The following is a 21,882-nucleotide window of genomic DNA, read 5'->3' on the forward strand; positions in this document are numbered from 1 at the left end:
TTGTTGGACACGCTTCCCCCCATCAGGGTTGTACGCGTCCGGCATCGCGTTTGCGGCATGTCGCGCGGGCACCGCTTGTGACGATGCATCAAAAGCCCCCATGCGTACCAGCTCTTCCCCTATGCCCCATTTTTTCCCGGCGCTCGGGCCGCCCCTGAGGGCGACCGCTAAAGACGCCCCCCGCCTCGCCGCCGGTTGCAGTGATCAGAGGCGAATCTTCGAACGCGGAGATGATCCAGTTCAAGCGCCTACGGTCACCGAGTTGGACACAGAACTTACACAGATCCCACAAAGGGCTCGCCCGTGGGGTGGTATGCACCAATCCGCGTAAACCGCGCAGCGCCCGCCCCTCAGCCGGCGGTGAACTCCCCGGCCACCAGCTCGGCGATCTGCGCGGTGTTCAGCGCGGCGCCCTTGCGCAGGTTGTCCCCGCAGACGAAGAGCTCCAGCGCGGTGGGGTCGTCCAGGGCGCGCCGCACCCGCCCCACCCAGGTCGGGTCGGTCCCGACCACGTCGGCGGGGGTGGGGAACTCCCCCGCGGCCGGATTGTCGAACAGCACGACACCCGGGGCAGTGGCGAGGATCTCGCGCGCCTTGTCCACCGTGACCTCGTCCTCGAAGCGCGCGTGGACGGTCAGGGAGTGGGTGGTGACGACCGGCACGCGTACGCAGGTGGCGGCGACGCGGAGGCCGGGCAGGCCGAGGATCTTCCGCGACTCGTCCCGGACCTTCATCTCCTCGGACGACCAGCCGTCGTCCTTCAGGGAGCCGGCCCACGGCACGACGTTCAGCGCCACGGGCTCCGGGAAGGGACCGGTGTCGTCGCCCACGGCCCGGCGTACGTCGCCGGGGCTGGTGCCCAGTTCGCTGCCCGCGACGAGGTTCAGCTGCCGGCGCAGCGTGTCGATGCCGTCGCGTCCGGCCCCGCTGACGGCCTGGTACGAGGAGACGATCAGCTCGCGCAGGCCGAACTCGGCGTGCAGCGCGCCGACGGCCACGATCATCGAGAGCGTCGTGCAGTTCGGGTTGGCGACGATGCCGCGCGGCCGCACGCGCGCGGCGTGCGGGTTGACCTCGGGGACGACCAGCGGGACGTCCGGGTCCATCCGGAAGGCGGCGGAGTTGTCGACCACGACGACGCCCTTGGCGGCGGCGACGGGCGCCCACTGCGCGGACACCTCGTCGGGTACGTCGAACATGGCGACGTCGACCCCGTCGAAGACGTCCTCGGACAGGGCGTGCACCTCGACCTCCTCCCCGCGCACGGCCACCTTGCGGCCGGCCGAGCGCGGGGAGGCGACGAGTCTGATCTCGCCCCAGATGTCGGCGTGCTGCGACAGGATCTGGAGCATGACGGTGCCGACGGCCCCGGTCGCTCCGACGACCGCGAGCGTCGGCTTACGGCTCATCGGCCGGTGCCTCCATAGACGACGGCCTCGTCCGTGTCGGAGTCGAGCCCGAAGGCGGTGTGCACGGCACGCACGGCTTCGTTCACGTCGTCGGCGCGGGTGACGACCGAGATGCGGATCTCGGAGGTCGAGATGAGCTCGATGTTCACACCGGCGTCGCTGAGCGCCTCGAAGAAGGTCGCGGTGACGCCCGGGTTGGTCTTCATCCCGGCCCCGACGAGCGAGATCTTGGCGATCTGGTCGTCGTAACGGAGGGAGTCGAACCCGATGGCCGAGCGGGTCTTCTCCAGGGCGTCGATGGCCTTGCGGCCCTCGGCCTTGGGGAGGGTGAAGGAAATGTCGGTCAGGCCCGTCGAGGCGGCCGACACGTTCTGCACGACCATGTCGATGTTGACCTCGGCGTCCGCGATGGCGCGGAAGATCGAGGCGGCCTCTCCCGGCTTGTCGGGCACGCCGACGACCGTGATCTTGGCCTCGGAGGTGTCGTGCGCGACACCGGAGATGATGGCCTGCTCCACCGTGCGGTCCCCTTGCTGACTCGGCTCATTGCTGACCCACGTGCCCTGAAGCCCCGAGAACGAGGACCTCACGTGGATCGGGATGTTGTAACGACGTGCGTACTCCACACACCGGTGGAGGAGCACCTTGGACCCGGAGCTCGCGAGCTCCAGCATGTCCTCGAACGAGATCCAGTCGATCTTCCGCGCCTTCTTGACCACACGCGGGTCGGCGGTGAAGACGCCGTCCACGTCCGTGTAGATCTCGCAGACCTCGGCGTCGAGGGCGGCGGCGAGGGCGACGGCGGTCGTGTCCGAACCGCCGCGCCCGAGGGTCGTGATGTTCTTCCCCTCCTGGCTGACGCCCTGGAACCCGGCGACGATGGCGATGTTGCCCTCGTCGATCGAGGTCCGGATGCGGCCCGGGGTCACATCGATGATCCGCGCTTTGTTGTGGACGGAGTCGGTGATGACGCCGGCCTGGCTGCCCGTGAACGACTGGGCCTCGTGGCCCAGGTTTTTGATCGCCATGGCCAGCAGGGCCATCGAGATCCGCTCACCGGCGGTCAGCAGCATGTCGAATTCGCGCCCGGCAGGGATCGGCGACACCTGCCCGGCAAGATCGATCAACTCATCCGTCGTGTCACCCATCGCGGACACCACGACAACGACCTGGTGGCCGTTCTTCTTGGCGTCGACGATCCTCTTGGCGACCCGCTTGATGCCCTCGGCATCGGCTACGGAGGAGCCTCCGTACTTCTGCACGACAAGGCCCACGTGCGCTCCTCGCTCAGTCCGTCTGTCACCGCACTACTGCGGTCGGCTCAGTCTAACGAGCGGCCGAAATTCGCCTCGCCGATATCACATCGTGAGATGTCCCGCTCACAAGTTGATCACCGCTGGCATACGTTCCCGCTGTTCGGGGCGTACGTTTCGACCGCTCGGCTTGGCACATGCCCGGTTCGGAGCGGGGCACTCCGGAAAGTGGGCCGGCTCACATGGCCTGGCCGGGGGCCTCAGGCGGTGTACTCCTTGAGCTTGGCTGTGTCCAAGGTGATCCCGACGGGGCCGGGAAGCTCAACGGCGTCACCGAACGCCCGCCGGACCAGGCTGCGGTACCTCCCGTCCTCCGGATCCGCGTAGACCCGGACCTCGCCCGCGTCCCGGTCGACGAGGAGATACACCGGAATCCCGGAGGCGGCATACGCATCGGGCTTCTCGACGCGGTCGCGCCGGTCGGCGTCCTGGTCGTAGGAGGTGACCTCCACGGCCATCAGCACACCGGTCGGCTCGGCCCACTGCCCCTGCCCCACGAAGTTCTCGTCCGGCGCGAGCACGCCGTCCGGGCGAGCCCGGCCTTTCCGGTAGCCCTCGATTCTGAGCCCCTGCTCGGGAAAGAGGGACAGCTCAGGGCGCTGCTGCATGCAGCGCTTGATCAGCCACATGACGATCTGGCCGTGAGAACCATCCGGCACCGGCTTGACCTGGACCTTTCCATTGATGAACTCCAACCGCACCGTCTCGGGCGCACGGCTGGCCAGCTCCTCGAATTCCTCGACGGACATCTGGGGCCGGTCGGTGGTCCTGGGGGTCATGGCGTCGCCTCCTTGACTCCATGGTGCCCGGACCAGCACGTCCCGCACGCTCATACGCCGTCCCGCCCCGTCGGCAGTCCGGCGGCCCGGCGCAGCTCGGCCACCCGCTCGGTGACGTCCACGACGTCGTCGTACTCCGCCGGGCGCGGGCGCGGCGGACGCGGCGGACGCGGCGGGTTCGACGGCCGTGCGAGGAACGTGTCCGGGACGTACCCCGCCCGCTCCTCCGGCGGGCAGCACTCCATACAGATCCCATTGACCAGCTCGACAGAGGTCTCGGGCTCCTCGCAGAAGGGGCAGATCATGACGGCGCGGGTGACGCGGGCGCGTGCCTTGGCGGGGGCCTGACGCTTGGGGGGCATCTTGTTCTCCAGTCTGTTCCGGGCGAGACCGCCCGGGTTGGTGACGGTGGACGGCAGCCCTTCGGTGAGGGCGCGGGTGATGTCGTGCGGGGTGGCGCCCCGCTCCAGCCACTCCTCCACGCGGGGCGCGAGCTGCGCGCACTCCTGCTCGGAGAGGGCCATGCGACGGTCGACGGTGCGGAGTCGGGCGAGGGTTCGGTGTGCCGCGGGCGGCTCGGGTGCCTCCTTCGCGACGGGCTCCGGCTCGGGCTCGGTCACCCTGGCCAGCCCCGGCTGATAGGCATCGGTGACATCCCGCCCATGCCGCTCCCGCACGAACTCGGCCCACCACTCGAGGGACTTGGGCTCCCGCGACCAGTACGTCCTGGTCACCCATCGCATCGAGTTGTCCTCGACGGTGATGTGCTCCTTGACCCACCGCAGGTGGCCGGCCTCGGTGAGACGCCTGAGGGAGGTCCGGGTGGCCTGCTGGCCGTAGCGAGGGTGTTCGGCGGCGATGACCTTGTGCCCCATCGCGGCCCCATCGGGCAGGTGATCGACGAACGTCGCGAACTCCGCGTCGCGGGGACTCAAGTGTGCGAAGTCGGGCTCGGTGTCCGGTTCCGCGTCACCCGCGAGGCGTTTCCCGTAGCCCGATTTGGCCATCGGGTGGGACGGGGAGGGGAGGGCAGGATTAGGCTGAGCACAAGTCACGGTCGACCTTGATTCGACTCGTAGGGCTAGGCCTCGGAACCGGTGTTGGCGCACCGTCCGAGGCCGTTCTATTGCCGCGAACCTAGATCGCTCTCACGCTCCGGCGCAAGCCGACTACGGAACGTCACTCCTGAGGGTGACGGAACCCTCAACTCCGTTACGCACCGGGTTGGTTGGGTCCATTTCCTCGGTGAACCAGACCCAGAAAAGAGCTCGGGCCCCGAGGCTCAAGCCCCGGGCTGAACTGCGGCGATGAAGGCGGCCCAGGCGGGGGCGGAGAGGGAAATCTCGGGGCGAGCGAGGTCCTTTGAGTCGCGGACGCGGATGGCCACGGGCCTGGTCACGTTCGAACCCACGGCGACTTCCAAGCAGTTGGCACCCTCGTCATCGCTGTAACTGGACTTGGCCCAGCCGAGGGCGACTTCAAGGCAGGCATCCCCTTCGGGACCGCTGTAGCTCGACTTGAACCAGCGAAGGGCCACTTCGAGGCAAGCGCCCCCCTCGCTGTCGCTATAGCTCGACTTGAACCATTCCAGCTCGTTGCTCACAGCTCATCCGCCATCCGCTCAATGAAGCGCACCGACTCCTCAGTGCCGAGGGCTTCCATGCGGATCACGCTAAGCCGCTCCGTGTACGGACTCACCACCTCCGCGCCGGAAGTGAGCTGGCGCGCCGAGGAGCCGTCCGCGTAGGCGAAGCGCTCACGGTCCGTCATAAAGAGAGGGAGTTGCCACGTCATGCCGCGCCGACGACCCGATCCCCGTACTCGATCGACACCGTGATCCTCGCCCCGAGCGCCGCCGCGTACGTTCGCATGGTTTCCAAGTTGTGGATCTCGCCCCGCTCGACCTGCGAGACCCGCGCCTGGGAGATGCCGACCGCCTTGGCGACGTCCGCCTGTGTCAGGTTCTGCTCTTCGCGGATCTCGCGCAGGTGATGTCCGAGGACGCGTGCCTCGGTGGCGGTGCGGGCCGTCTGCTTGCGGTGCTCCCACTCGGCGTCGGACACGTCGGGCGCGTTCTCCCGCATCCGGCGCTTTACCTCTGCCCAGCTGCTGTACTCACCCATCAGACGCCTCCGCCCTCTCCTGCACCGTCCCGTGACGCCAGGTACTCGTCATAGCGCGCCTCGGCCACGGGGATCGCCTCCTGGTACCAGTCCCGCCAGCGTCCGGCCTTGTCACCGGCCACCAGCAGGATCGCCTGCCGCCGTGGGTCGAAGACGAAGAGGATCCGGACCTCCGTCCGTCCCGAGCTGCTCGGACGCAGTTCCTTGAGATTGTGGGTCCTGCTGCCCGTGAGCCTGTCGACGAGCGGGCGTCCCAGCGCCGGACCGTGCTCCGCCAGCATGTCGACAGCTGCCTCGACCAGGTCAGCCGACACCGCGTCCTCCTCTGCCAGCACGAGCAACCATTTCTCCACCGCCGAGTGGAGATTGATCTGCCAGTTCATGCCCCGCATCCCAGCGTAGGACGCGAACAGATAGAAGGGAATCCTTATACGCTCAGCTCAACGAGTGAATGCGGACCATCCACACGTCAGGAAATCTACTTGACCGTCCGCAACCCCAACGGCCCCGCGATCTCCTCCGCCATTACCTTGCCCGCCTCCTCCTCCAGGCCCTCCGCCGTCAGGTCCTCGTCCGTGTCCAGGCCGTCGAGGTCTTCGAGGGGCTGGTTGAGGCGGACGTGGGCCACCAGGGACTGGAGGGCCCGGAGGGCGGCGGAGGCTGTGGAGCCCCAGTTGGAGAAGTAGGAGAACTGCCACCACCACAGGGCCTCCGTGGTGCGGCCCGCGCGGTAGTGGGCCAGGCCGTGGGAGAGGTCCGCGACGACGTCGGCCAGGTCGTCCGAGATGCGGCAGGCAACCGGGGCCTTGCGGGGCTCGTAGGGGTCGAAGACCTCGGAGTAGACGTCGACCGGGTCCAGGAGGAGGGCCAGGCGTTCGCGGAGGTCGTCGACGTCCTGTTCCGGGCCCAGGTCCGGTTCGTACCGCTCCTCGGGGACGATGTCCTCGTGGGCGCCGAGGCGGCCGCCGGCCAGGAGGAGCTGGGAGACCTCCAGGAGGAGGAAGGGCACCGCCGAGTCCGGCTCGTCGCCCCTCGCGACCTCGCGGACCGAGACGATGAAGCTCTCGATCTGGTCGGAGATCTGGACCGCGAAGTCGTCCGGGTTCCGGTTCTGGGCGGTCGCGTGCAGCGTGGCGTCAGACATCTAGGAGTCGTCTCCCCTCGAAAGCGCGGCCCAGGGTGACCTCGTCCGCGTATTCCAGATCTCCCCCGACAGGGAGTCCGCTGGCCAGGCGGGTGACCTTCAGGCCCATGGGCTTGATCATGCGCGCCAGGTACGTCGCCGTCGCCTCACCCTCCAGGTTCGGGTCCGTCGCCAGGATCAGCTCCGTGACCGTGCCGTCGGCCAGGCGCGCGAGGAGTTCCCGTATGCGCAGGTCGTCCGGGCCCACGCCCTCGATCGGGCTGATCGCGCCGCCCAGGACGTGGTAGCGACCGCGGAACTCTCGCGTCCGCTCGATCGCGACCACGTCCTTCGGTTCCTCCACGACGCAGATCACCGACGGGTCTCGGCGGGGGTCTCGGCAGATGTTGCAGAGCTCTTCCTGCGCGACGTTCCCACAGGTCGCGCAGAAGCGGACCTTGTCCTTGACCTCGAGGAGGGCGTGCGCGAGGCGGCGTACGTCCGTGGGCTCCGCCTGGAGGATGTGGAAGGCGATCCGCTGCGCGCTCTTGGGACCGACGCCGGGCAGCCTGCCCAACTCGTCGATGAGGTCCTGAACCACGCCTTCGTACACGGAACGCCTTTCCGATATGGACTACTGCCGACAGTGTCCGGCTTCTACGTACCGTAGTTGGCCGGGGGGTTTCTTAGAAGGGAAGGCCCGGGATACCGCCGCCGCCCAGGCCCTGGGCCAGCGGGCCGAGCTTCTGCTGCTGGAGCGCCTGCGCGTTCTCGTTGGCCGCCTGGACCGCCGCGACGACCAGGTCCGCCAGCGTCTCCGTGTCCTCGGGGTCGACCGCCTTCGGGTCGATCACCAGGCCGCGCAGCTCGCCGGAGCCGGTCACCGTCGCCTTGACGAGGCCGCCGCCCGCCTGGCCGTCCACCTCCGTGCGTGCCAGTTCCTCCTGCGCCGCCGCGAGGTCCTGCTGCATCTTCTGGGCCTGCTGGAGCAGCTGCTGCATGTTGGGCTGGCCACCACCGGGGATCACGATCAGCTCCGTTTCGTACGGGTCCGTTTTTGCGGGTCCATCTGGCGGGGTTGCCGCCAAGAACGAGCCTACGTGGTCCACGGGCGGGTCGCTCCAGCACTCTTTCGAGTGAGATCTGCCGTCTTCCTATACCTGATCAAGCGCCTCTTCCGGGCGGAAAAGCCGTGAATCCGGGCTCATGGCCACCCATTGGGCGGTAGAGATTGGGGTCGATACGCGCCATCTCGTAGAGGAGTGCCGGGTGAGCCAGCCGGAGATGCAGCCCGAGGGGATGCCCCCTGAGGGGGTGCCCCCCGAGGGGCAGGGTTCGGGGGCGGGCTCCGGGCCGGGACCGGGGGCGGGGCCCGGGGCGAGCGCGGGTGCGGGGGCGCGGGTCGGGGATCTGACCGGGCGGGCCTTTCCCCTCGGCGACTGGGGCGAGCCCGCCGCGCGCCTCGACGAGCTGTACCGCTGGGTGGAGCGCGGCGCCCTCGACACCGCCGAGTGGTATCTCGCCGACCGCGGCCGGAAGCGGCGCGCGGCCCGGCTGCTGCGGGTGGGCGCCGCGCTGGGCGCCGTGGGCGCCGGCGTGCTGCCGCTGCTCGATCTGGCCGCGGTGGCCGGGCCCGATGCCTCCTGGGGGTTCGTGTCGCTGCTCGCCGGCGTGGCGTGCGTGGGGTGCGACCGGTTCTTCGGGCTCACGTCCGGCTGGATGCGGGACGTGGCGACCGCGCAGGCAGTGCAGCGGCGGCTCCAGGTGTTGCAGTTCGACTGGGCGTCGGAGAGCGTGCGGGAGGTCCTCGGGCCCACCGAGGGCACCGCCGGGGAAGCGGCCGAGCGGTGCCTCGGGGTGCTGCGCAGGTTCTCCGACGACGTGACGGAGCTGGTGCGGGCGGAGACCTCGGACTGGATGGTGGAGTTCCGGGCCGGTCCCGTGCCGCTCGCGATGCAGGCGACGATTCCGGGCGGTCCGCAGCGGGAGGCGCCGACCCACCCCGGGCGGTTCCCTCTGCCGCCCGGGGCCCGGCCGAACATGCCCCGGCAGCGGCCGCCGGAACCCCGCTGACCTGTCGGCGGTCAGCTGTAGATGATCATCGAGCCCTGTGCCAGGCTGCGGGTCGCCGCCGCGTGCAGGCCCAGCCAGACGTGGCGTTCCCGCGCGAAGGGGCTCGCGTCCGGCGGTGGCGTGGCCGCCGGTTCCTCCAGGGAGGTGGGGGCCGCGGGCGGGGCCGGGGGCAGGGGCGGGTTGGCGGGGTCTATGCCGATCGAGGGCGCCACGTACTCCAGCTCGCGCAGGAGCGCCTGGGAGGAGCCGAGGGGGCCGCCGCCCGCGAGCAGCTCGTCGTTGGAGAGCGGGGCGGGGAAGTCCACGGGGACGTAGGCGCCCGCGTGGTCGTAGTGCCAGACCAGGTGCGACTGCTGGGCCGTGGCGTCGAACATCTCCAGGAGCTGTTCGTAGTCACCGCCGAGCGCGTCGACCGGCGTGACCTCCAGGCCGCAGATCTGGAGGAGGTACGCGCGGCGCAGGAAATGCAGCGCGTCGTAGTCGAAGCCCGCGACCGGGGCCACGTCGCCGGACAGACCGGGCATGTAGGCGAAGACGGGGACCGGCGGGAGCCCCGCCTCGTTCAGCGCCTTGTCGTAGACGGCGAGCTCTTCCGCGAAGGGGTTGTCGGCGCTGTGGCACAGCACGTCGACGAGCGGGACCAGCCACAGGTCGCAGGCCAAGAAGGACTCCTCGGGTCAGGTCGGGCGACGGACGGTACGAGTGAGCGGTCGTTGCGGAGGTGCGGGGTACGGAGGTGCGGAGCGTTGCTTCGCGTGCAGGCAGCGTAGTTGCGCACCTGGTCCTCTAGCTGCCCTGGTGCAGGTCCCATATCCATACGCCGCCCACCCACTTTCCGTGACGGCCGATCAGCGCGTCCACGGTCGCGCGCAGTTTCGTGTCGTTCTGCTGCGGCGCCAGGACCAGGAGGCCCGCGTTCCAGAAGGTGAGGTCCTTGCGGACCGCCTCGCGCCAGGCGGAGGTGATCTCGGAGACGCGGCCCGAGGAGCGGACGTGCCCGAGGAGGTTCGAGGTGTTCGTGGGCGTCGGGCCGTAGATGCCGATGCGGTCGGGGCCCCAGGGGCCGTTGAAGTAGCCGCCCGGGATGCGGAAGCCCAGGTCGGCGACGGTCTGCCAGTGCAGGCCCTCCGCGTTGCCGGGGTCGGGGACCGGCACCGGGACGAGGGTCTCGCCCTCGCTCAGGTACGAGCGCCAGGTGCCCTGCGCGATGAACGGCGGCACGTCGGCCCGGTCCACGGCCTTGAGCGGCGCGGGCACGATCGGCAGCAGCGCGACGGCGACGGCCGCGAGACCCGTGTACCGGTGCGTGCGCCGGGGAGCGGAGAGCAGGCGGGCGAGTGCCAGCGCGAGCAGCATGCCGAGCGCCGGAGCGCACACCATCGCCACCCGCGACTCGATGACGGACTCGAAGAGGGGCAGGTCGGAGAGGGCCGCCCACGGTCCTGGCAGGACGGTGTCCGTCAGCGGAATGCGGAACTTCGGCCCGAGCGAGAGGAGCGCGGCCGCGACCACGGTGAACGCGAGCGCCTTGACCACCGTGCGCTCCCAGAGGCGTACGACGATCGCGAAGGCCAGGGCGACGAGCGGCCAGCCGAAGAAGGCGTTCTCCTCGGTGGGGTTCATGGCGAGGTGGTCGGCGGTCGCGTCGCTGCCCGCGAGCGAGCGCTCGGCGAAGGAGAGAAAGGCGAGGGGGCTGTTGCCCGCGTTGTCGCCGTGCAGCACGCTCTTGTAGCTCTGCGGCCCGAAGAACTGCCAGTACAGGGGGAAGGCGACCAGGGGGACCGTGACCGCGAGGGCGACCGCGAGGCCGCGCGCGAGCGGGCGCCAGGACTCCCGCGCCACGTCCCGGCGTACGACCGCGTAGGCGAGGGCGAAGAGCAGCATGCCGAGCGCGGCCAGGAGGAGCGGTTCCTCGCCGAGGAAGATCTGGTACGTCGTGAACAGGCCGAGGACGACCCCGTCGCGTACGACCCGGCTGCCCTCGCAGAGCCGCAGCGCCCTCTCGATGATCAGCGGGATCATGAACAGGACGATGAAGTTCGGGTGGGCGTTGGCGTGGCTGACCATCGGGGGCGCGAAGGCGGCGAGGGCCGCGCCGGTGGCGGCGGCGCCCCGGTGCGGGACGAGCCGCCTGCGGATCAGCCGGTACCAGGTGAGGGCGGTGGCGGCGAGGCCGCCGGTCATCGCCACGTTCAGGGCGACCGCCGGGCCGAGGAGCCAGGTGATGGGGGCGAGCGGGACGGAGAGGCCGAGCATGACCGTGTTGGCCATGAGGTTCACGCCGTCCGGGACGTTCTGGAGGGTGGTGAACAGGGGGTTGTTCAGGTGGCGGACGTTGTCCGCCGTCACCGCGAAGAACCACTCCCACTGGTTCTGGTCCTGCATGGAGTCGGGGAAGTAGCGGTGGGCCGGGGCCGGCCAGCGTCCCGAGAAGAGGAAGAGGGAGAGGGCCAGGAAGAGGAGGGGGATCAGGACGTCCGCCCGGCGCACCGAGCGGGCTTTGAGGAGGGTCAGCTCGGCGAGGACTTTCACGTAGTCGAGCGGCCTGACCTTCGAGCCCTCCTGGTGGGACCAGCGCACGGGCACCTCGGCGACGGGCCAGCCGGCCCGCCGGAAGTACTGCAATATCTCGACGTCGATGCCCCAGCCGTGCAGCCTGGACGCGGCGAACGCCTCGCGGGCCCGGTCGCCGTCGAAGAGCTTGAAGCCGCACTGGGTGTCGCGGATTCCGGGGACGGCGACCGTGCGTATGAGGAAGTTGCCGGTCCGGCCGAGGAGCTCGCGCAGGCGGTGCTGGTGGGCGCCGATGGTCGCGCCGGGGCGGGCGCGGGAGCCGATCGCGGCCGCGTTGCCGTCGGTGAGCGCCTTGTCGAGGTGGTCGAGCTCCTCGATGGGCGCGGCGAGGTCGGCGTCGGTGACCAGGACGCGGCGGCCGTAGGAGGCGAGGACGCCGAGGCGCAGCGCGTGGCCCTTGCCGCGGTTGCGGCCGCCGCGGACGAGCTGGACGCGGGGATCGTCGGCGGCCGCCTCGGCGGCGATCTCCGCGGTGCGGTCGGTCGAGCCGTCGTCGACGACGATCAGCTCCCACGCGCCCCGGTACGTCAGGTCGAGGTGGTCGCGGAGCGCGGCCAGCGTGGGGCCCAGGCGCCGCTCCTCGTCGTACGCGGGAACGACGACCGTCAGATCCACGCTCATGCAGCGGCCAGCCGCTCGATGAGGGACAGGGAGTGCGCGTTGTACTCGACGACGATCGCGTGGGCGGCCGCCGGGTCGCGGCGGACCAGCGCGTCGACGAGTTCGGTGTGCCGGGACCAGAGCAGGCCGCGCAGGTCACCGCCGTTGATGTCGCTCCAGCGCCGCAGATGGGGGACGGCGCAGACCCAGGACTTCACGCGCAGGCGGTGCAGGAAGTCGGAGAGGTGGGGGTTGCCGAAGAGGGCGCTGAGTTCGCGCCAGAAGCGCAGGTCGTAGCCGATGAGGACGGTCAGGTCGCCGGCGCAGGCCGCGCGGGCCGCCTCCTCGCCGCGGCGGCGCACGGAGAGCAGGGCGTCGCCGACGTCCCGGTGGGCGCCGCGCTCCGTGAGGTCGCGGAAGATGCCGTCGGCGACGAGACCGCGGGCCTCCAGCATGGAGCGGTAGTCGTCCAGGGTGTGCTCGTGGACGCGGAAGCCGCGGTGCTGGTCGGCGTCGAGGAGTCCCTGCGCGGTGAGGTCGACCAGGGCTTCGCGGACGGGGGTCGCGGAGACGCCGTACTGTTCGGCGATCTCCTTGACCGTGAACTCCTGGCCCGGCTCCAGCCTGCCGGCCAGGACCTCGTCGCGGAGGGCGTCGGCGATCTGCTGGCGCAGAGTGCTGCGGATGACGGCTGGGCCGTCGGTGCCGGGCATCTGTTTCCCCCGCGGAGGTCGTGTACGTGGTCGTGTGTGTGTTCCCTTACGAGCACGCCAGACTACGCGGTCGGGGTTTCGGGGCGGGGGCCCGAAACCGGCCCCCGCCCGATGCCGTCACCCCAGGTGAGGCGGTGCTACACGGTGTGTTCGTCGGCCACCGAGAGCGCCGCGTCCAGGGCGGCCAGGCCCTCCTTCGCCTCCGCCTCCGTGATGTTGCACGGGGGCACGACATGGGTGCGGTTCATGTTGATGAAGGGCCACAGGCCGTGCTTCTTCGCGGCGGCGCCGAACGCGGCCATGGGGGCGTTCGCCTCGCCGGTGGCGTTGTACGGCACGAGCGGCTCGCGAGTCTCCCTGTTCTTCACCAGCTCCAGGGCCCAGAACATGCCGACGCCGCGCACCTCGCCGACCGACGGGTGCCGCTCGGCGAGCGCGCGCAGGCCCGGCTCGATGACCTCGGCACCGAGGGTCGCCGCGTGCTCGACGACACGCTCCTCCGCCATGACGTTGATCGTGGCGACGGCGGCGGCGCACGCCAGGGGGTGGCCGGAGTAGGTGAGGCCGCCCGGGTAGGGCCGCTTGGCGAAGGTCTCGGCGACCTTCCCGGAGATGGCGACGCCGCCGAGCGGTACGTATCCGGAGTTCACGCCCTTGGCGAAGGTCATCAGGTCCGGCGTGACGTCGTACAGGTCGGCGGCGAACCACTCGCCGGTGCGGCCGAAGCCCGCCATGACCTCGTCGAGGACGAAGACGATGCCGTACTTGTCGCAGAGCGCGCGCACGCCCGCGAGGTAGCCGGGCGGCGGCAGCATGATGCCCGCGGTGCCGGGGACGGTCTCCAGGATGATCGCGGCGATCGTCTGGGGGCCCTCGAAGGCGATGGTGTCCTCCAGGTGCTGGAGCGCGCGCTCGCACTCCTGCGCCTCCGTCTCCGCGTAGAAGCGGGAGCGGTAGAGGAACGGCGCCCAGAAGTGCACGACGCCCGCCGTGCCGGTGTCGGAGGCCCAGCGGCGCGGGTCGCCGGTGAGGTTGATGGCCTGCTGGGTGCCGCCGTGGTACGAGCGGTACGCGGCGAGGACCTTGGGGCGGCCCGTGTGCAGGCGGGCCATCCGGGTGGCGTGCTCGACGGCGTCGGCGCCGCCGTTCGTGAAGAAGATCTTGTCCAGGTCGCCGGGGGTGCGCTCCGCGATGAGGCGTGCGGCCTCGGAACGCGCCTCGACGGCGAAGGCGGGCGCGAAGGTCGTCATCGTCGCCGCCTGCTCCTGTATCGCGGCGACGACCTTCGGGTGCTGGTACCCGATGTTGGTGTAGACGAGGCCGCTGGTGAAGTCGAGGTAGCGGTTTCCTTCGTAGTCCCAGAAGTACGAGCCTTCGGCGCCGGCGATCGCCGGGGGGTCGATGAGCTCCTGTGCGGACCAGGAGTGGAAGACATGTGCGCGGTCCGTGGCCTTCACGGAGGCGCCGACCTGCGGGTTCGGCTGAGGGGTCATGGGGCCGAGGGTAAATGTCCACGGAGTGGACGGGACATGGGCGTCCTGTCGGGCGTGGGGGGTGGAACCCGACAGAGTGTCGGGTGACGCCACCTCTTTCTTTTCCCTCCGGGTGCTTTTCTTTTTTTCGGGTGCGGGTGGGTGGGGGCTGGTCGCGCAGTTCCCCGCGCCCCTGAGAGGGGGGCCGGGTGGGCGCCCCCGCTCTGGGGCGCAGAACCGGGGCGGCGGAACGGGTTACCCAGGGGCGCGGGGAACTGCGCGATCAGCCACAGTGGGCCCGCAGTCGGAGCGCGGCCGGACTCAGTCCTCGTCCGTATCGGGGACGACCTCGGCCCGTGGGCCGGACCCCGTGCAACGGAGCTCGTACGGAAGGTCCTCCCGTTCGTCGTCGTCGGCCGGCTCCGCCTCCAGGCGTACGACAGGCGCCGGCCCGCGTTCGACGTCGTCGTCGATGTGGAAGCCGTCGGCGGGACTCCAGGAGATGAGCCGGACGGTGCCGTCGGGACGGCACCCCACCGTCGCCGAGCCGCCGGTGAACCGAACCGTCGACCGTTCAGCAGAGGGAGAGGGGGAAGTCGAGGGGGAAGCCGAGGACGGCAGTCGCGCAGGGGGCGAGGTTTCCCGGCGTACCGGAGGAGAGTCCGCCGCCCCGGCCAGCGCCCTCCGAACCGCCGCCTCGTCCAGCGGACGACTGTGCGCCGCCCCACCCCCACCGTCCGCACTCGCCAGCTGCCACGCCCCCAGCGCTCCCGCCGCCGTCCCCACGGCCACCCACGCCGCCGTGCCGACGGCGTTCCGCCACTTCCTCATGCCACCACTGTGCCGCATCGTTTCCTAACGTCCGGTTAAGGCCCCGACAAGGACAGGGACCGGGACACTACGGTGGTTGTATGGCACATCTTCTCGTCGTCGAGGACGACCCCCAGCTCCGCGGCGCGCTGGTGCGCGCCCTGCGCGACAAGGGGCACGCCGTGGCGACCGCGCCGAGCGGCATGGCGGGGTTGGACGCGGCGGTGACCAGCGGGCCCGACCTGGTCGTCCTCGATCTGGGGCTGCCGGACGTCGACGGCGCCCAGGTGCTGCGGATGCTGCGCGCGGTCAGCGACGTTCCCGTCATCGTGGCGACGGCCCGTGACGACGAGCCCGAGATGGTCACGGTCCTCGAAGCCGGCGCCGACGACTACATCGTCAAACCCTTCGGCGCCGCCCAACTGGACGCCCGCATCAAGGCGGTGCTGCGCCGCCTCGGCGTGGCGGAGACGGAGGAACCCCTCCGCGTGGGCGCCCTCTCCGTCGACCCGACGGCCCGCGAGGTCACCCTCGACGGCACGCCCCTCGACCTCACCCCGCGCGAGTTCGACCTGCTGGCCTATCTGGCCCGCCGGCCCGGCCAGGTCGTCTCGCGCCGCGAGCTCCTCGCCGAGGTGTGGCAACAGCCCCTGGGCGGCGCCGACAAGACGGTCGACGTGCATCTGTCCTGGCTGCGCCGGAAGTTGGGCGAGACCGCGCAGCAGCCCCGGTACCTGCACACGGTCCGCACGGTCGGTGTGAAGCTCGCGGCCCCGGAGGGCCACGTCACCACCACGGACACGGACTGAACCCATGCGCCGCAGCCTCCTCCTCCTGACCGCGGCCACCACCGCCCTCGTCCTCACTGCCCTGCTCGTCCCCCTCACCCTCCTGACCCGCAGCCACGCCGCCGACCGCGCCACCGCGGAGGCCACCGCACGCGCCCAGTGGGTGGCCCACGCCCTGGGCCCCGCCCTGGCGACCGCCGACGAGCGCGAGACCGCCGAGCAGACGGTCGAGAGCGTCAACGGAAAGGGGCTGCCCGCCACTTCCCTCATCCTCGCGGACGGGTCGGTCATCGGTCCGCGCGCGCACAGCGGCTCCGCGCTCACCGATCCGGTGCGCCTCGCCCGCACCGGCCGCGCCTTCACCTATGAGACGGACTCCGGCAGCCGCCTCGTCCTGGTTCCCGTGCAGGGCGCCAAGGACGGGACCGCCGTGGTGCAAGTGACCATCACCGAGAAGCAGTTGTACGCGGGGACCCTTGCCTCCTGGCTCGTGCTCGCGGGCATCGGCGTGGGACTCGTACTCCTCGGTCTGCTCCTCGCCGACCGTCTCGGTGCCCGGCTCGTCGGCGCCACCCGCCGTCTCGCCCGCACCGCGGACCGCCTCGCCGCGGGCGACCTCACGGCGCGCGCCACCCCGGAGGGCCCGCCCGAACTCCGCCTGGTGGCGGGCGAGCTGAACCGCCTCGCCGCCCGCATCGACGAACTCCTCACCGCCGAGCGGGAGAACGCCGCCGACCTCGCCCACCGGCTGCGCACCCCGGTGGCCGCCCTGCGCCTGGACGCGGAGACCCTCCGCGACCCGGCCGAGGCCCACCGCATCGCGGCGGACGTCGCCGCCCTGGAGCGCAGTGTCGACGACGTCATCCGCCGGGCGAGGCGTCCGCTGCGCGAGGCGCCGCGCGCGGACCTCGCGGCGGTGGCCCGCGAACGGGCCGCGTTCTGGGCGCCGTTGGCCGAGGACCAGGGGCGCAGGGCGGAGACGGTCACCCCCGGCGAGGACGCACCACTGCCTGTTCCTGTCGCCGTCCCCGCCGACGAGCTCGCCGCCGCCCTGGACGCCCTGATCGGCAACGTCCTGGACCACACACCCCAGGGCACCGCCTACCGCGTGACGGTCCGCGTCCTGCCCGACGGCGAGGCGGAGCTCACCGTCGCCGACGAGGGCCCCGGCTTCCCCGACGCGACCGCGCCGGACCGCGGCACGAGCGGCGCGGGCTCCACAGGTCTCGGCCTGGACATCGCACGCCGCACGGCCGAGGAGGCGAACGGCCGCTTCGAGACGGTGAGCACGGACCGCGGCGCCGAGGTCACCCTGACGTTCCCGCGCCCGCTCCCCGAGGGGCCGCCGCCCGCGGGAACGCCGTCCGCACCGCCCGCGCCCACTTGTTGACGCCCAGCTCGGGCCGGACCGCGGCATACCCCCCGCAGTACTTGGTGAACTCCGCGGCGCGCACCCCGAACCGGTGCAGCACCCGGTCGGCGTCCGTCAGATGCCCCTTGGTCTTGGTCTCCACCAGCACGAGACCGCTGTCGGCGGCGGCGGTGCGGCCCGTCGCCGTGTCGCGCACGACGAGCCCCGCGTCGCACGTGATGCGCTGCCCGTCGGCGACGAAGGTCGCGCGCTGGTAGTCGGTGACGAGGGAGGGCGTGAGCCCGTCCGGCGCCTCGATGCCGTACGACCCGCGCAGCACTCCGGCGAGGAATCCGAGCCTCACCGCGTCCAGGACGTGGTCGGCGTCCTCCAGGCGCTGCCGGTGCTTGACGGTCTCGCCGCGCCCGCTCTTCAGCTTGATCTCGAACTGCCGCTCACCGCTGTCCCGGTAGACCCGCTCGCGGATGCGATAGCGCAGCCGCCGCCCCTGCCGGTGGTCGTGGAAGGTGTGCAGCTCGGGGGTGTCGTAGTACGTCGAGTGGTAGCGGAACCAGCGCTTTCCGCCGATGCTGAGCGCCCGGAAGGGGCCGCCGCGCCGCCGGGGGTCGGTCAGCAGGGCCGCGAGATCCTCGAAGATCTCGACGGGCACCAGATAGCTGTTGTCGAAGCGGGCGAGCAGCTCCGCCCTTGCGTTCACCTCGTCGAGCGAGATGGGGTGCGCGGCGAGCGCGGCGCGGCCGATGGCGCGTACGGCGGGGTTCACACGGTCTCCTTCTGGTGGCCGGGGGTGATCGTGCGGGACCGGGTCGTGCGTCGTCGTACGGTCAACTCCTCGCGCCGCCCGGAAGGTTCCGGCTGCCGGAATCGGACTTCCAGCACCATGAGGTCGCGTACGTAATCCACCTCCTGGACCGTCCAGCCGAGCGGCCGCCCGAGGCGCCGCTCCAGCTCGGCCCTGAGCGGGCCCTCCTCGCGGTAGACGGCGTCCAGGGTGACGATGGCGCGCCGGTCGCCCGCGAAGAGGCGGGGGTGGTCGGCGCCGTACATCACCGCGAGCAGGACGCCGGCGAGCAGCGCCGCCACCGGCAGGCCGAGCGCGGGCAGACCGCAGAGGAGGCCGAGCACCAGGGTGATGAAGTAGTACGCCACTTCCTGGTGCTGAAGGGCGTCGGAGCGCAGCCGCACGATCGAGAGCACCCCGAAGAGGCCGAAGCCGAGGGCGAGCCCGCCGTCGCCGCCGACGGTCCCGAGCCCGGCGACCACCGCGAACAGCGCGACGTTCAGGGCGAGATACGCGGGGACGAGCTCACGCCTGCGGTGCCGCGGATAGAAGACCCCGAAGGTCAGCAGGGCGACGGCGGCCAGGTCGAGGCCCAGGTGGGCGCTGAGGGTCAGTGTGCTGTCCATGGCGAGGACGCTAGGGAGGTGCGGGTTAAGGGCGCCCCTGGTGGACGTTAACGAAGCGCGGGCTCCATAGAGATGGCGATGCATTGACAGCGTGCTGTCATTTTGCCAGGATGCTGTCAATCGATACGGCACCTGGAGGCCCCGATGTCCCGCAAGCCCGTATACCTGGCCGTCTACGACACCTTCGCCGACTGGGAGACCGGCCACACCACGGCGTGGCTCGCCCGCTTCGGCTACGAGATCCGCACGGTCGCCCCGACCACCGCACCGGTCACCTCCATCGGCGGCCTGCGCGTCCAGCCCGACCTGGCGCTCGGCGACCTGCGCACCGAGGACGGCCCGGACAGCTCGCTGCTGATCCTGCCGGGCGCCGACCTGTGGGACACGAGCGACGACCTCGCGCCGTTCGCCCGCACGGCCCGCGCGTTCCTGGCCGCGGGCGTGCCGGTCGGCGCCATCTGCGGGGCCACGGCGGGCCTCGCCCGCGAGGGGCTTCTCGACGACCGCGCGCACACCAGCGCCGCGCCGATGTACCTGGCCGCCACCGGCTACAAGGGCGGCGAGCGGTACGTCGAGACGGACGCGGTCACCGACGGCGACCTGGTCACGGCGGGCCCGACCGAACCGGTCGCGTTCGCCCGGGAGATCTTCGGCCGGCTCGGCGACGTACTCGACGCCGGGAAGCTCGACGCGTGGTACCGCCTCTTCCACGACTCGGACCCGGCCGCATACGAAACGCTCAACTCGTGAGCGCGGAGACGCAGATGACGCGCGCGCAGCAGGACCTGCTCAGCCGCACCGCACTGACCGTCTTCCGGCTCAACGGCCAGTTCCTCGCCGTCTCCGAGGAGCTGGCCGGGCCCGCGGGGCTGACCGCCGCCCACTGGCAGGTCCTCGGCGCCGTCCTGCGCGAACCCCTGCCCGTCGCCGGCATCGCCCGCGCGATGGGCATCACGCGGCAGAGCGTGCAGCGCGTGGCGGACCTCCTGGTGCGCAACGGCCTCGCCGAGTACGCCCCGAACCCGGCCCACCGCCGCGCCAAGCTGCTGCGCCCCACGGACGCGGGCCGGGCCGCGGTCGCGAGGATCGACCCGGGCCACGCGGAGCTGGCGGAGCGCCTCGCGGGGGTGCTCGGCGCGGACGGATTCGCGGAGACGGTACGGGTGTTGGAGCGGCTGTCCGCCGCGCTGGACACGGCTGCCGCCGCCGAGCCGGAACCCGTCGCGGAACCTGTCGCGAAACCCCATACGGAACCCGTTACGGAACCGTAGGGGCAAGCCCGCCCCACCCCGTCCCACGCCCGCACTATCCTCACTCTGTTGCACACCAATGGGGGAGGTCGGTGCGGCGATGGAGAAGCTCGTGCCCGGGGATCCGCAGCGGATCGGCGCGTACCGCCTGCTGGCGCGGCTCGGCGCCGGCGGCATGGGGCAGGTGTACCTCGCGCGGTCCGACCGCGGCCGTACGGTCGCGGTGAAGCTGGTCCGCCAGGAGCTCGCGGAACAGGACGAGTTCAGGAACAGGTTCCGGCAGGAGGTGCGGGCCGCGCGGCAGGTCGGCGGCGCGTGGACGGCGCCGGTCCTCGACGCGGACACCGAGGCGGCCATCCCGTGGGTCGCCACGGGGTACGTCGCGGGGCCCTCGCTCCAGAGCGTCGTCTCGCGCGACCACGGCCCGCTGCCCGAGCGGTCCGTGACCATCCTCGCGGCCGGGCTCGCGGGCGCGCTCCAGGACATCCACGCGGCGGGCATCGTCCACCGCGACCTCAAGCCCTCCAACGTCCTGGTCACCATCGACGGCCCCCGCGTCATCGACTTCGGCATCGCCCGCGCGCTGGAGACGGTCACCGACGGCGGCCTCACCCGCACCGGCGCGCTGGTCGGCTCGCCCGGCTTCATGGCACCGGAGCAGGTGCGCGGCGACCGCATCACCCCGGCGTGCGACGTGTTCTGCCTCGGCTCCGTCCTCGCGTACGCGGCGTCGGGGGCGCTGCCCTTCGGCACGGCCAACAGCGGGGTGCACGCGCTGATGTTCCGCATCGCGCAGGAGGAACCGGATCTGGCAGAGCTCCCCGAGAGCCTCTCCGAGCTGATCGCCGCATGCCTCCGCAAGGACCCTGCGGCCCGGCCCTCCCTCGCCGAGATCCTGGAGCGCACGGGCGCGGCGGCCGCGCTCGGCGACGGCCGCACCATCGACCCGTGGCTGCCGGCCGCACTCGTCGCCCAGCTCGGCCGGCATGCGGTGCGGTTGCTGGAGGTGGAGGATCCGGAGAGCCCTGAGGGTGCCGTGAGCCCCGAGAGCCCTGACGACGCGGAGGACTCGGAAAGCTCGGAAGGCTCGGAAGGCTCGGTCGCCCCTGACAGTTCCGTCGATCCGGACAGCGTGCCCGCGCAAGCCCCTCCCGCGATACCGGCCGCGGTCAACGGCGACCAGGCCACTCCCCCGCCCCCCGGCGCCCCCGGCGCCGCGCCCCTCGACCACCTGCCCACCATGGTGTCCGGGCAGGCCCCGCCGCCCACGCCACCGCCCGGCGCCCCGGTGTACGGATACCCCCACCAGCCGCCGCACCCCCGGCCCGCCCCGTACGGCTACCCCCAGCTGCCCCCTCCCGGGTACGGCCCCACACCCCCGTACGGCCCCGCCCCCCTGCCCGAGCCCCCGCGCCGCAGCGCCCGGTCGACCGTGGCGCTGGTCGCCATGGCGTTGATAGTGGCCGTCGGAGCGGGCGGCACGGTCTACGCCGTCATGAACGGTGACGGCACCGAGGAGAAGCGCGGCTCCGGCAAGAACAGTGCGAGCAGTTCACCGGAGACACCGGGGCCTTCCTCGCCGACACCCGGCCCGAGCACCCCGGGCCCCACGACCCCGGCACCGGACAAGGGCGCCATCCCCGACAAGTACCTGGGCGGCTGGAGCGGCAGCCTCACCACCGACACCGGGCGCAGCACCCGCGAACTCACCCTCCAGCAAGGTGAGGTGGGCGACACGGTGCTCTCGGTGACGGCGGACGGGCCGACCGAGGACGGCGGCACGTACCACTGCGTCTTCCAGGGGAAGCTGGAGTCCGCGTCCGGCGACCGCCTGCGCATCGGCCCCACCGTGGTCACCGTCGGCGAACCCATGTCGTCCTGCACGCCGGGTGAGCCGAGCGTCATCACGATCCTCAGCAACGGCAAGCTGCGGCGCGCGAACACGGACGGGAGCGGCGAGTTGACGTACGACCGGGGCAACTGACCGGAGTACGCCTGCGGTTCGCTGAACCCGTGGCGAACAGCGCGCGACAGGAGGGGGAAGCCGCTGCCGGACGGCAGCACGCCGCCTACCGT

The 21,882-nt window shown here is 71.4% G+C and carries 24 protein-coding genes; 6 read left to right on the forward strand and 18 right to left on the reverse strand.

Annotation, left to right across the window (positions count from 1 at the left end):
• Positions 1-350 precede the first annotated feature (350 nt).
• From ACZ4Z4_RS20665 to ACZ4Z4_RS20715, 11 genes are all read right to left on the reverse strand, one after another.
• Complete coding sequence (locus ACZ4Z4_RS20665) at positions 351-1,409, reverse strand: aspartate-semialdehyde dehydrogenase (protein ID WP_468328933.1); 1,059 nt, start codon at positions 1,407-1,409, stop codon at positions 351-353.
• On the reverse strand, positions 1,406-2,683 hold the full coding sequence (locus ACZ4Z4_RS20670) for an aspartate kinase (protein ID WP_468328936.1): 1,278 nt from the start codon (positions 2,681-2,683) through the stop codon (positions 1,406-1,408). The genes ACZ4Z4_RS20665 and ACZ4Z4_RS20670 overlap by 4 nt, the downstream gene beginning before the upstream one ends.
• Positions 2,684-2,922: 239 nt before the next feature.
• Positions 2,923-3,501: a Uma2 family endonuclease gene (locus ACZ4Z4_RS20675; protein WP_468328939.1), complete on the reverse strand. Its 579-nt coding sequence runs from the start codon at positions 3,499-3,501 to the stop codon at positions 2,923-2,925.
• Between the two features lie 50 nt (positions 3,502-3,551).
• The gene (locus tag ACZ4Z4_RS20680; RefSeq protein WP_468328942.1) at positions 3,552-4,508 is read right to left on the reverse strand and encodes a hypothetical protein; all 957 of its coding nucleotides are present in this window, start codon (positions 4,506-4,508) and stop codon (positions 3,552-3,554) included.
• Between the two features lie 275 nt (positions 4,509-4,783).
• The gene (locus ACZ4Z4_RS20685; protein WP_468328945.1) at positions 4,784-5,104 is read right to left on the reverse strand and encodes a DUF397 domain-containing protein; all 321 of its coding nucleotides are present in this window, start codon (positions 5,102-5,104) and stop codon (positions 4,784-4,786) included.
• Positions 5,101-5,271: a hypothetical protein gene (locus ACZ4Z4_RS20690; RefSeq protein ID WP_468328949.1), complete on the reverse strand. Its 171-nt coding sequence runs from the start codon at positions 5,269-5,271 to the stop codon at positions 5,101-5,103. The genes ACZ4Z4_RS20685 and ACZ4Z4_RS20690 overlap by 4 nt, the downstream gene beginning before the upstream one ends.
• 20 nt (positions 5,272-5,291) lie before the next feature.
• Positions 5,292-5,624 carry a helix-turn-helix domain-containing protein gene (locus ACZ4Z4_RS20695; RefSeq protein WP_468328952.1) on the reverse strand — a complete coding sequence of 111 codons (333 nt, stop codon included), beginning with the start codon at positions 5,622-5,624 and terminating at the stop codon, positions 5,292-5,294.
• Positions 5,624-6,007 carry a type II toxin-antitoxin system RelE/ParE family toxin gene (locus ACZ4Z4_RS20700; protein ID WP_468328955.1) on the reverse strand — a complete coding sequence of 128 codons (384 nt, stop codon included), beginning with the start codon at positions 6,005-6,007 and terminating at the stop codon, positions 5,624-5,626. The genes ACZ4Z4_RS20695 and ACZ4Z4_RS20700 overlap by 1 nt, the downstream gene beginning before the upstream one ends.
• 95 nt (positions 6,008-6,102) lie before the next feature.
• Positions 6,103-6,768: a DUF5063 domain-containing protein gene (locus ACZ4Z4_RS20705; RefSeq protein ID WP_468328958.1), complete on the reverse strand. Its 666-nt coding sequence runs from the start codon at positions 6,766-6,768 to the stop codon at positions 6,103-6,105.
• On the reverse strand, positions 6,761-7,360 hold the full coding sequence (gene recR / locus ACZ4Z4_RS20710; protein WP_016638709.1) for a recombination mediator RecR: 600 nt from the start codon (positions 7,358-7,360) through the stop codon (positions 6,761-6,763). Before recR ends, ACZ4Z4_RS20705 begins: the two co-directional genes overlap by 8 nt.
• 73 nt (positions 7,361-7,433) lie before the next feature.
• Entirely contained in the window at positions 7,434-7,775 is a 342-nt protein-coding gene (locus ACZ4Z4_RS20715) for a YbaB/EbfC family nucleoid-associated protein (RefSeq protein ID WP_079087076.1), read from the reverse strand.
• Between the two features lie 241 nt (positions 7,776-8,016).
• On the opposite strand from ACZ4Z4_RS20715, the gene ACZ4Z4_RS20720 reads away from it, so the two are divergent.
• Entirely contained in the window at positions 8,017-8,820 is an 804-nt protein-coding gene (locus ACZ4Z4_RS20720) for an SLATT domain-containing protein (RefSeq protein WP_468328961.1), read from the forward strand.
• 11 nt (positions 8,821-8,831) lie between these two features.
• On the opposite strand, the gene ACZ4Z4_RS20725 is transcribed toward ACZ4Z4_RS20720, so the two are convergent.
• The 5 genes from ACZ4Z4_RS20725 to ACZ4Z4_RS20745 all read right to left on the reverse strand — a co-directional run bounded on the left by ACZ4Z4_RS20725 (position 8,832) and on the right by ACZ4Z4_RS20745 (position 15,010).
• The gene (locus ACZ4Z4_RS20725; RefSeq protein ID WP_468328964.1) at positions 8,832-9,482 is read right to left on the reverse strand and encodes a hypothetical protein; all 651 of its coding nucleotides are present in this window, start codon (positions 9,480-9,482) and stop codon (positions 8,832-8,834) included.
• Positions 9,483-9,606: 124 nt separating this feature from the next.
• Positions 9,607-12,015, reverse strand: coding sequence for a dolichyl-phosphate beta-glucosyltransferase (locus ACZ4Z4_RS20730; protein ID WP_468328967.1), 2,409 nt, complete (start codon positions 12,013-12,015; stop codon positions 9,607-9,609).
• The gene (locus tag ACZ4Z4_RS20735) at positions 12,012-12,707 is read right to left on the reverse strand and encodes a GntR family transcriptional regulator (protein WP_468328970.1); all 696 of its coding nucleotides are present in this window, start codon (positions 12,705-12,707) and stop codon (positions 12,012-12,014) included. Before ACZ4Z4_RS20735 ends, ACZ4Z4_RS20730 begins: the two co-directional genes overlap by 4 nt.
• Positions 12,708-12,844: 137 nt before the next feature.
• A complete protein-coding gene (locus tag ACZ4Z4_RS20740; protein WP_468328972.1) occupies positions 12,845-14,200 on the reverse strand; it encodes an aminotransferase class III-fold pyridoxal phosphate-dependent enzyme in 1,356 nt (451 codons plus the stop codon).
• Between the two features lie 300 nt (positions 14,201-14,500).
• Complete coding sequence (locus ACZ4Z4_RS20745) at positions 14,501-15,010, reverse strand: hypothetical protein (RefSeq protein WP_468328976.1); 510 nt, start codon at positions 15,008-15,010, stop codon at positions 14,501-14,503.
• An 80-nt stretch (positions 15,011-15,090) separates the two neighbouring features.
• Between ACZ4Z4_RS20745 and ACZ4Z4_RS20750 the strand changes: the two genes are divergently transcribed.
• Both ACZ4Z4_RS20750 and ACZ4Z4_RS20755 read left to right on the forward strand, forming a co-directional pair.
• On the forward strand, positions 15,091-15,798 hold the full coding sequence (locus tag ACZ4Z4_RS20750; protein WP_468328978.1) for a response regulator transcription factor: 708 nt from the start codon (positions 15,091-15,093) through the stop codon (positions 15,796-15,798).
• A gap of 4 nt (positions 15,799-15,802) precedes the next feature.
• Positions 15,803-17,167 carry a sensor histidine kinase gene (locus ACZ4Z4_RS20755; RefSeq protein ID WP_468328981.1) on the forward strand — a complete coding sequence of 455 codons (1,365 nt, stop codon included), beginning with the start codon at positions 15,803-15,805 and terminating at the stop codon, positions 17,165-17,167.
• Here ACZ4Z4_RS20755 and ACZ4Z4_RS20760 read toward each other — a convergent pair.
• Together ACZ4Z4_RS20760 and ACZ4Z4_RS20765 are read right to left on the reverse strand one after the other, a co-directional pair.
• Positions 17,085-17,912, reverse strand: coding sequence for a VTC domain-containing protein (locus ACZ4Z4_RS20760; protein ID WP_468328984.1), 828 nt, complete (start codon positions 17,910-17,912; stop codon positions 17,085-17,087). The two genes, ACZ4Z4_RS20755 and ACZ4Z4_RS20760, sit on opposite strands and share 83 nt — an antisense overlap.
• Positions 17,909-18,556 carry a DUF4956 domain-containing protein gene (locus ACZ4Z4_RS20765; protein ID WP_468328987.1) on the reverse strand — a complete coding sequence of 216 codons (648 nt, stop codon included), beginning with the start codon at positions 18,554-18,556 and terminating at the stop codon, positions 17,909-17,911. Before ACZ4Z4_RS20765 ends, ACZ4Z4_RS20760 begins: the two co-directional genes overlap by 4 nt.
• Before the next feature lie 144 nt (positions 18,557-18,700).
• On the opposite strand from ACZ4Z4_RS20765, the gene ACZ4Z4_RS20770 reads away from it, so the two are divergent.
• From ACZ4Z4_RS20770 to ACZ4Z4_RS20780, 3 genes are all read left to right on the forward strand, one after another.
• The gene (locus tag ACZ4Z4_RS20770) at positions 18,701-19,306 is read left to right on the forward strand and encodes a type 1 glutamine amidotransferase family protein (RefSeq protein WP_468328989.1); all 606 of its coding nucleotides are present in this window, start codon (positions 18,701-18,703) and stop codon (positions 19,304-19,306) included.
• A gap of 14 nt (positions 19,307-19,320) precedes the next feature.
• Positions 19,321-19,827, forward strand: coding sequence for a MarR family winged helix-turn-helix transcriptional regulator (locus ACZ4Z4_RS20775; protein ID WP_468329458.1), 507 nt, complete (start codon positions 19,321-19,323; stop codon positions 19,825-19,827).
• 79 nt (positions 19,828-19,906) lie between these two features.
• The gene (locus ACZ4Z4_RS20780; protein ID WP_468328991.1) at positions 19,907-21,790 is read left to right on the forward strand and encodes a serine/threonine-protein kinase; all 1,884 of its coding nucleotides are present in this window, start codon (positions 19,907-19,909) and stop codon (positions 21,788-21,790) included.
• The last annotated feature ends 92 nt before the right edge of the window (positions 21,791-21,882 follow it).

It is taken from the genome of Streptomyces sp. NPDC030245 (assembly GCF_055572995.1).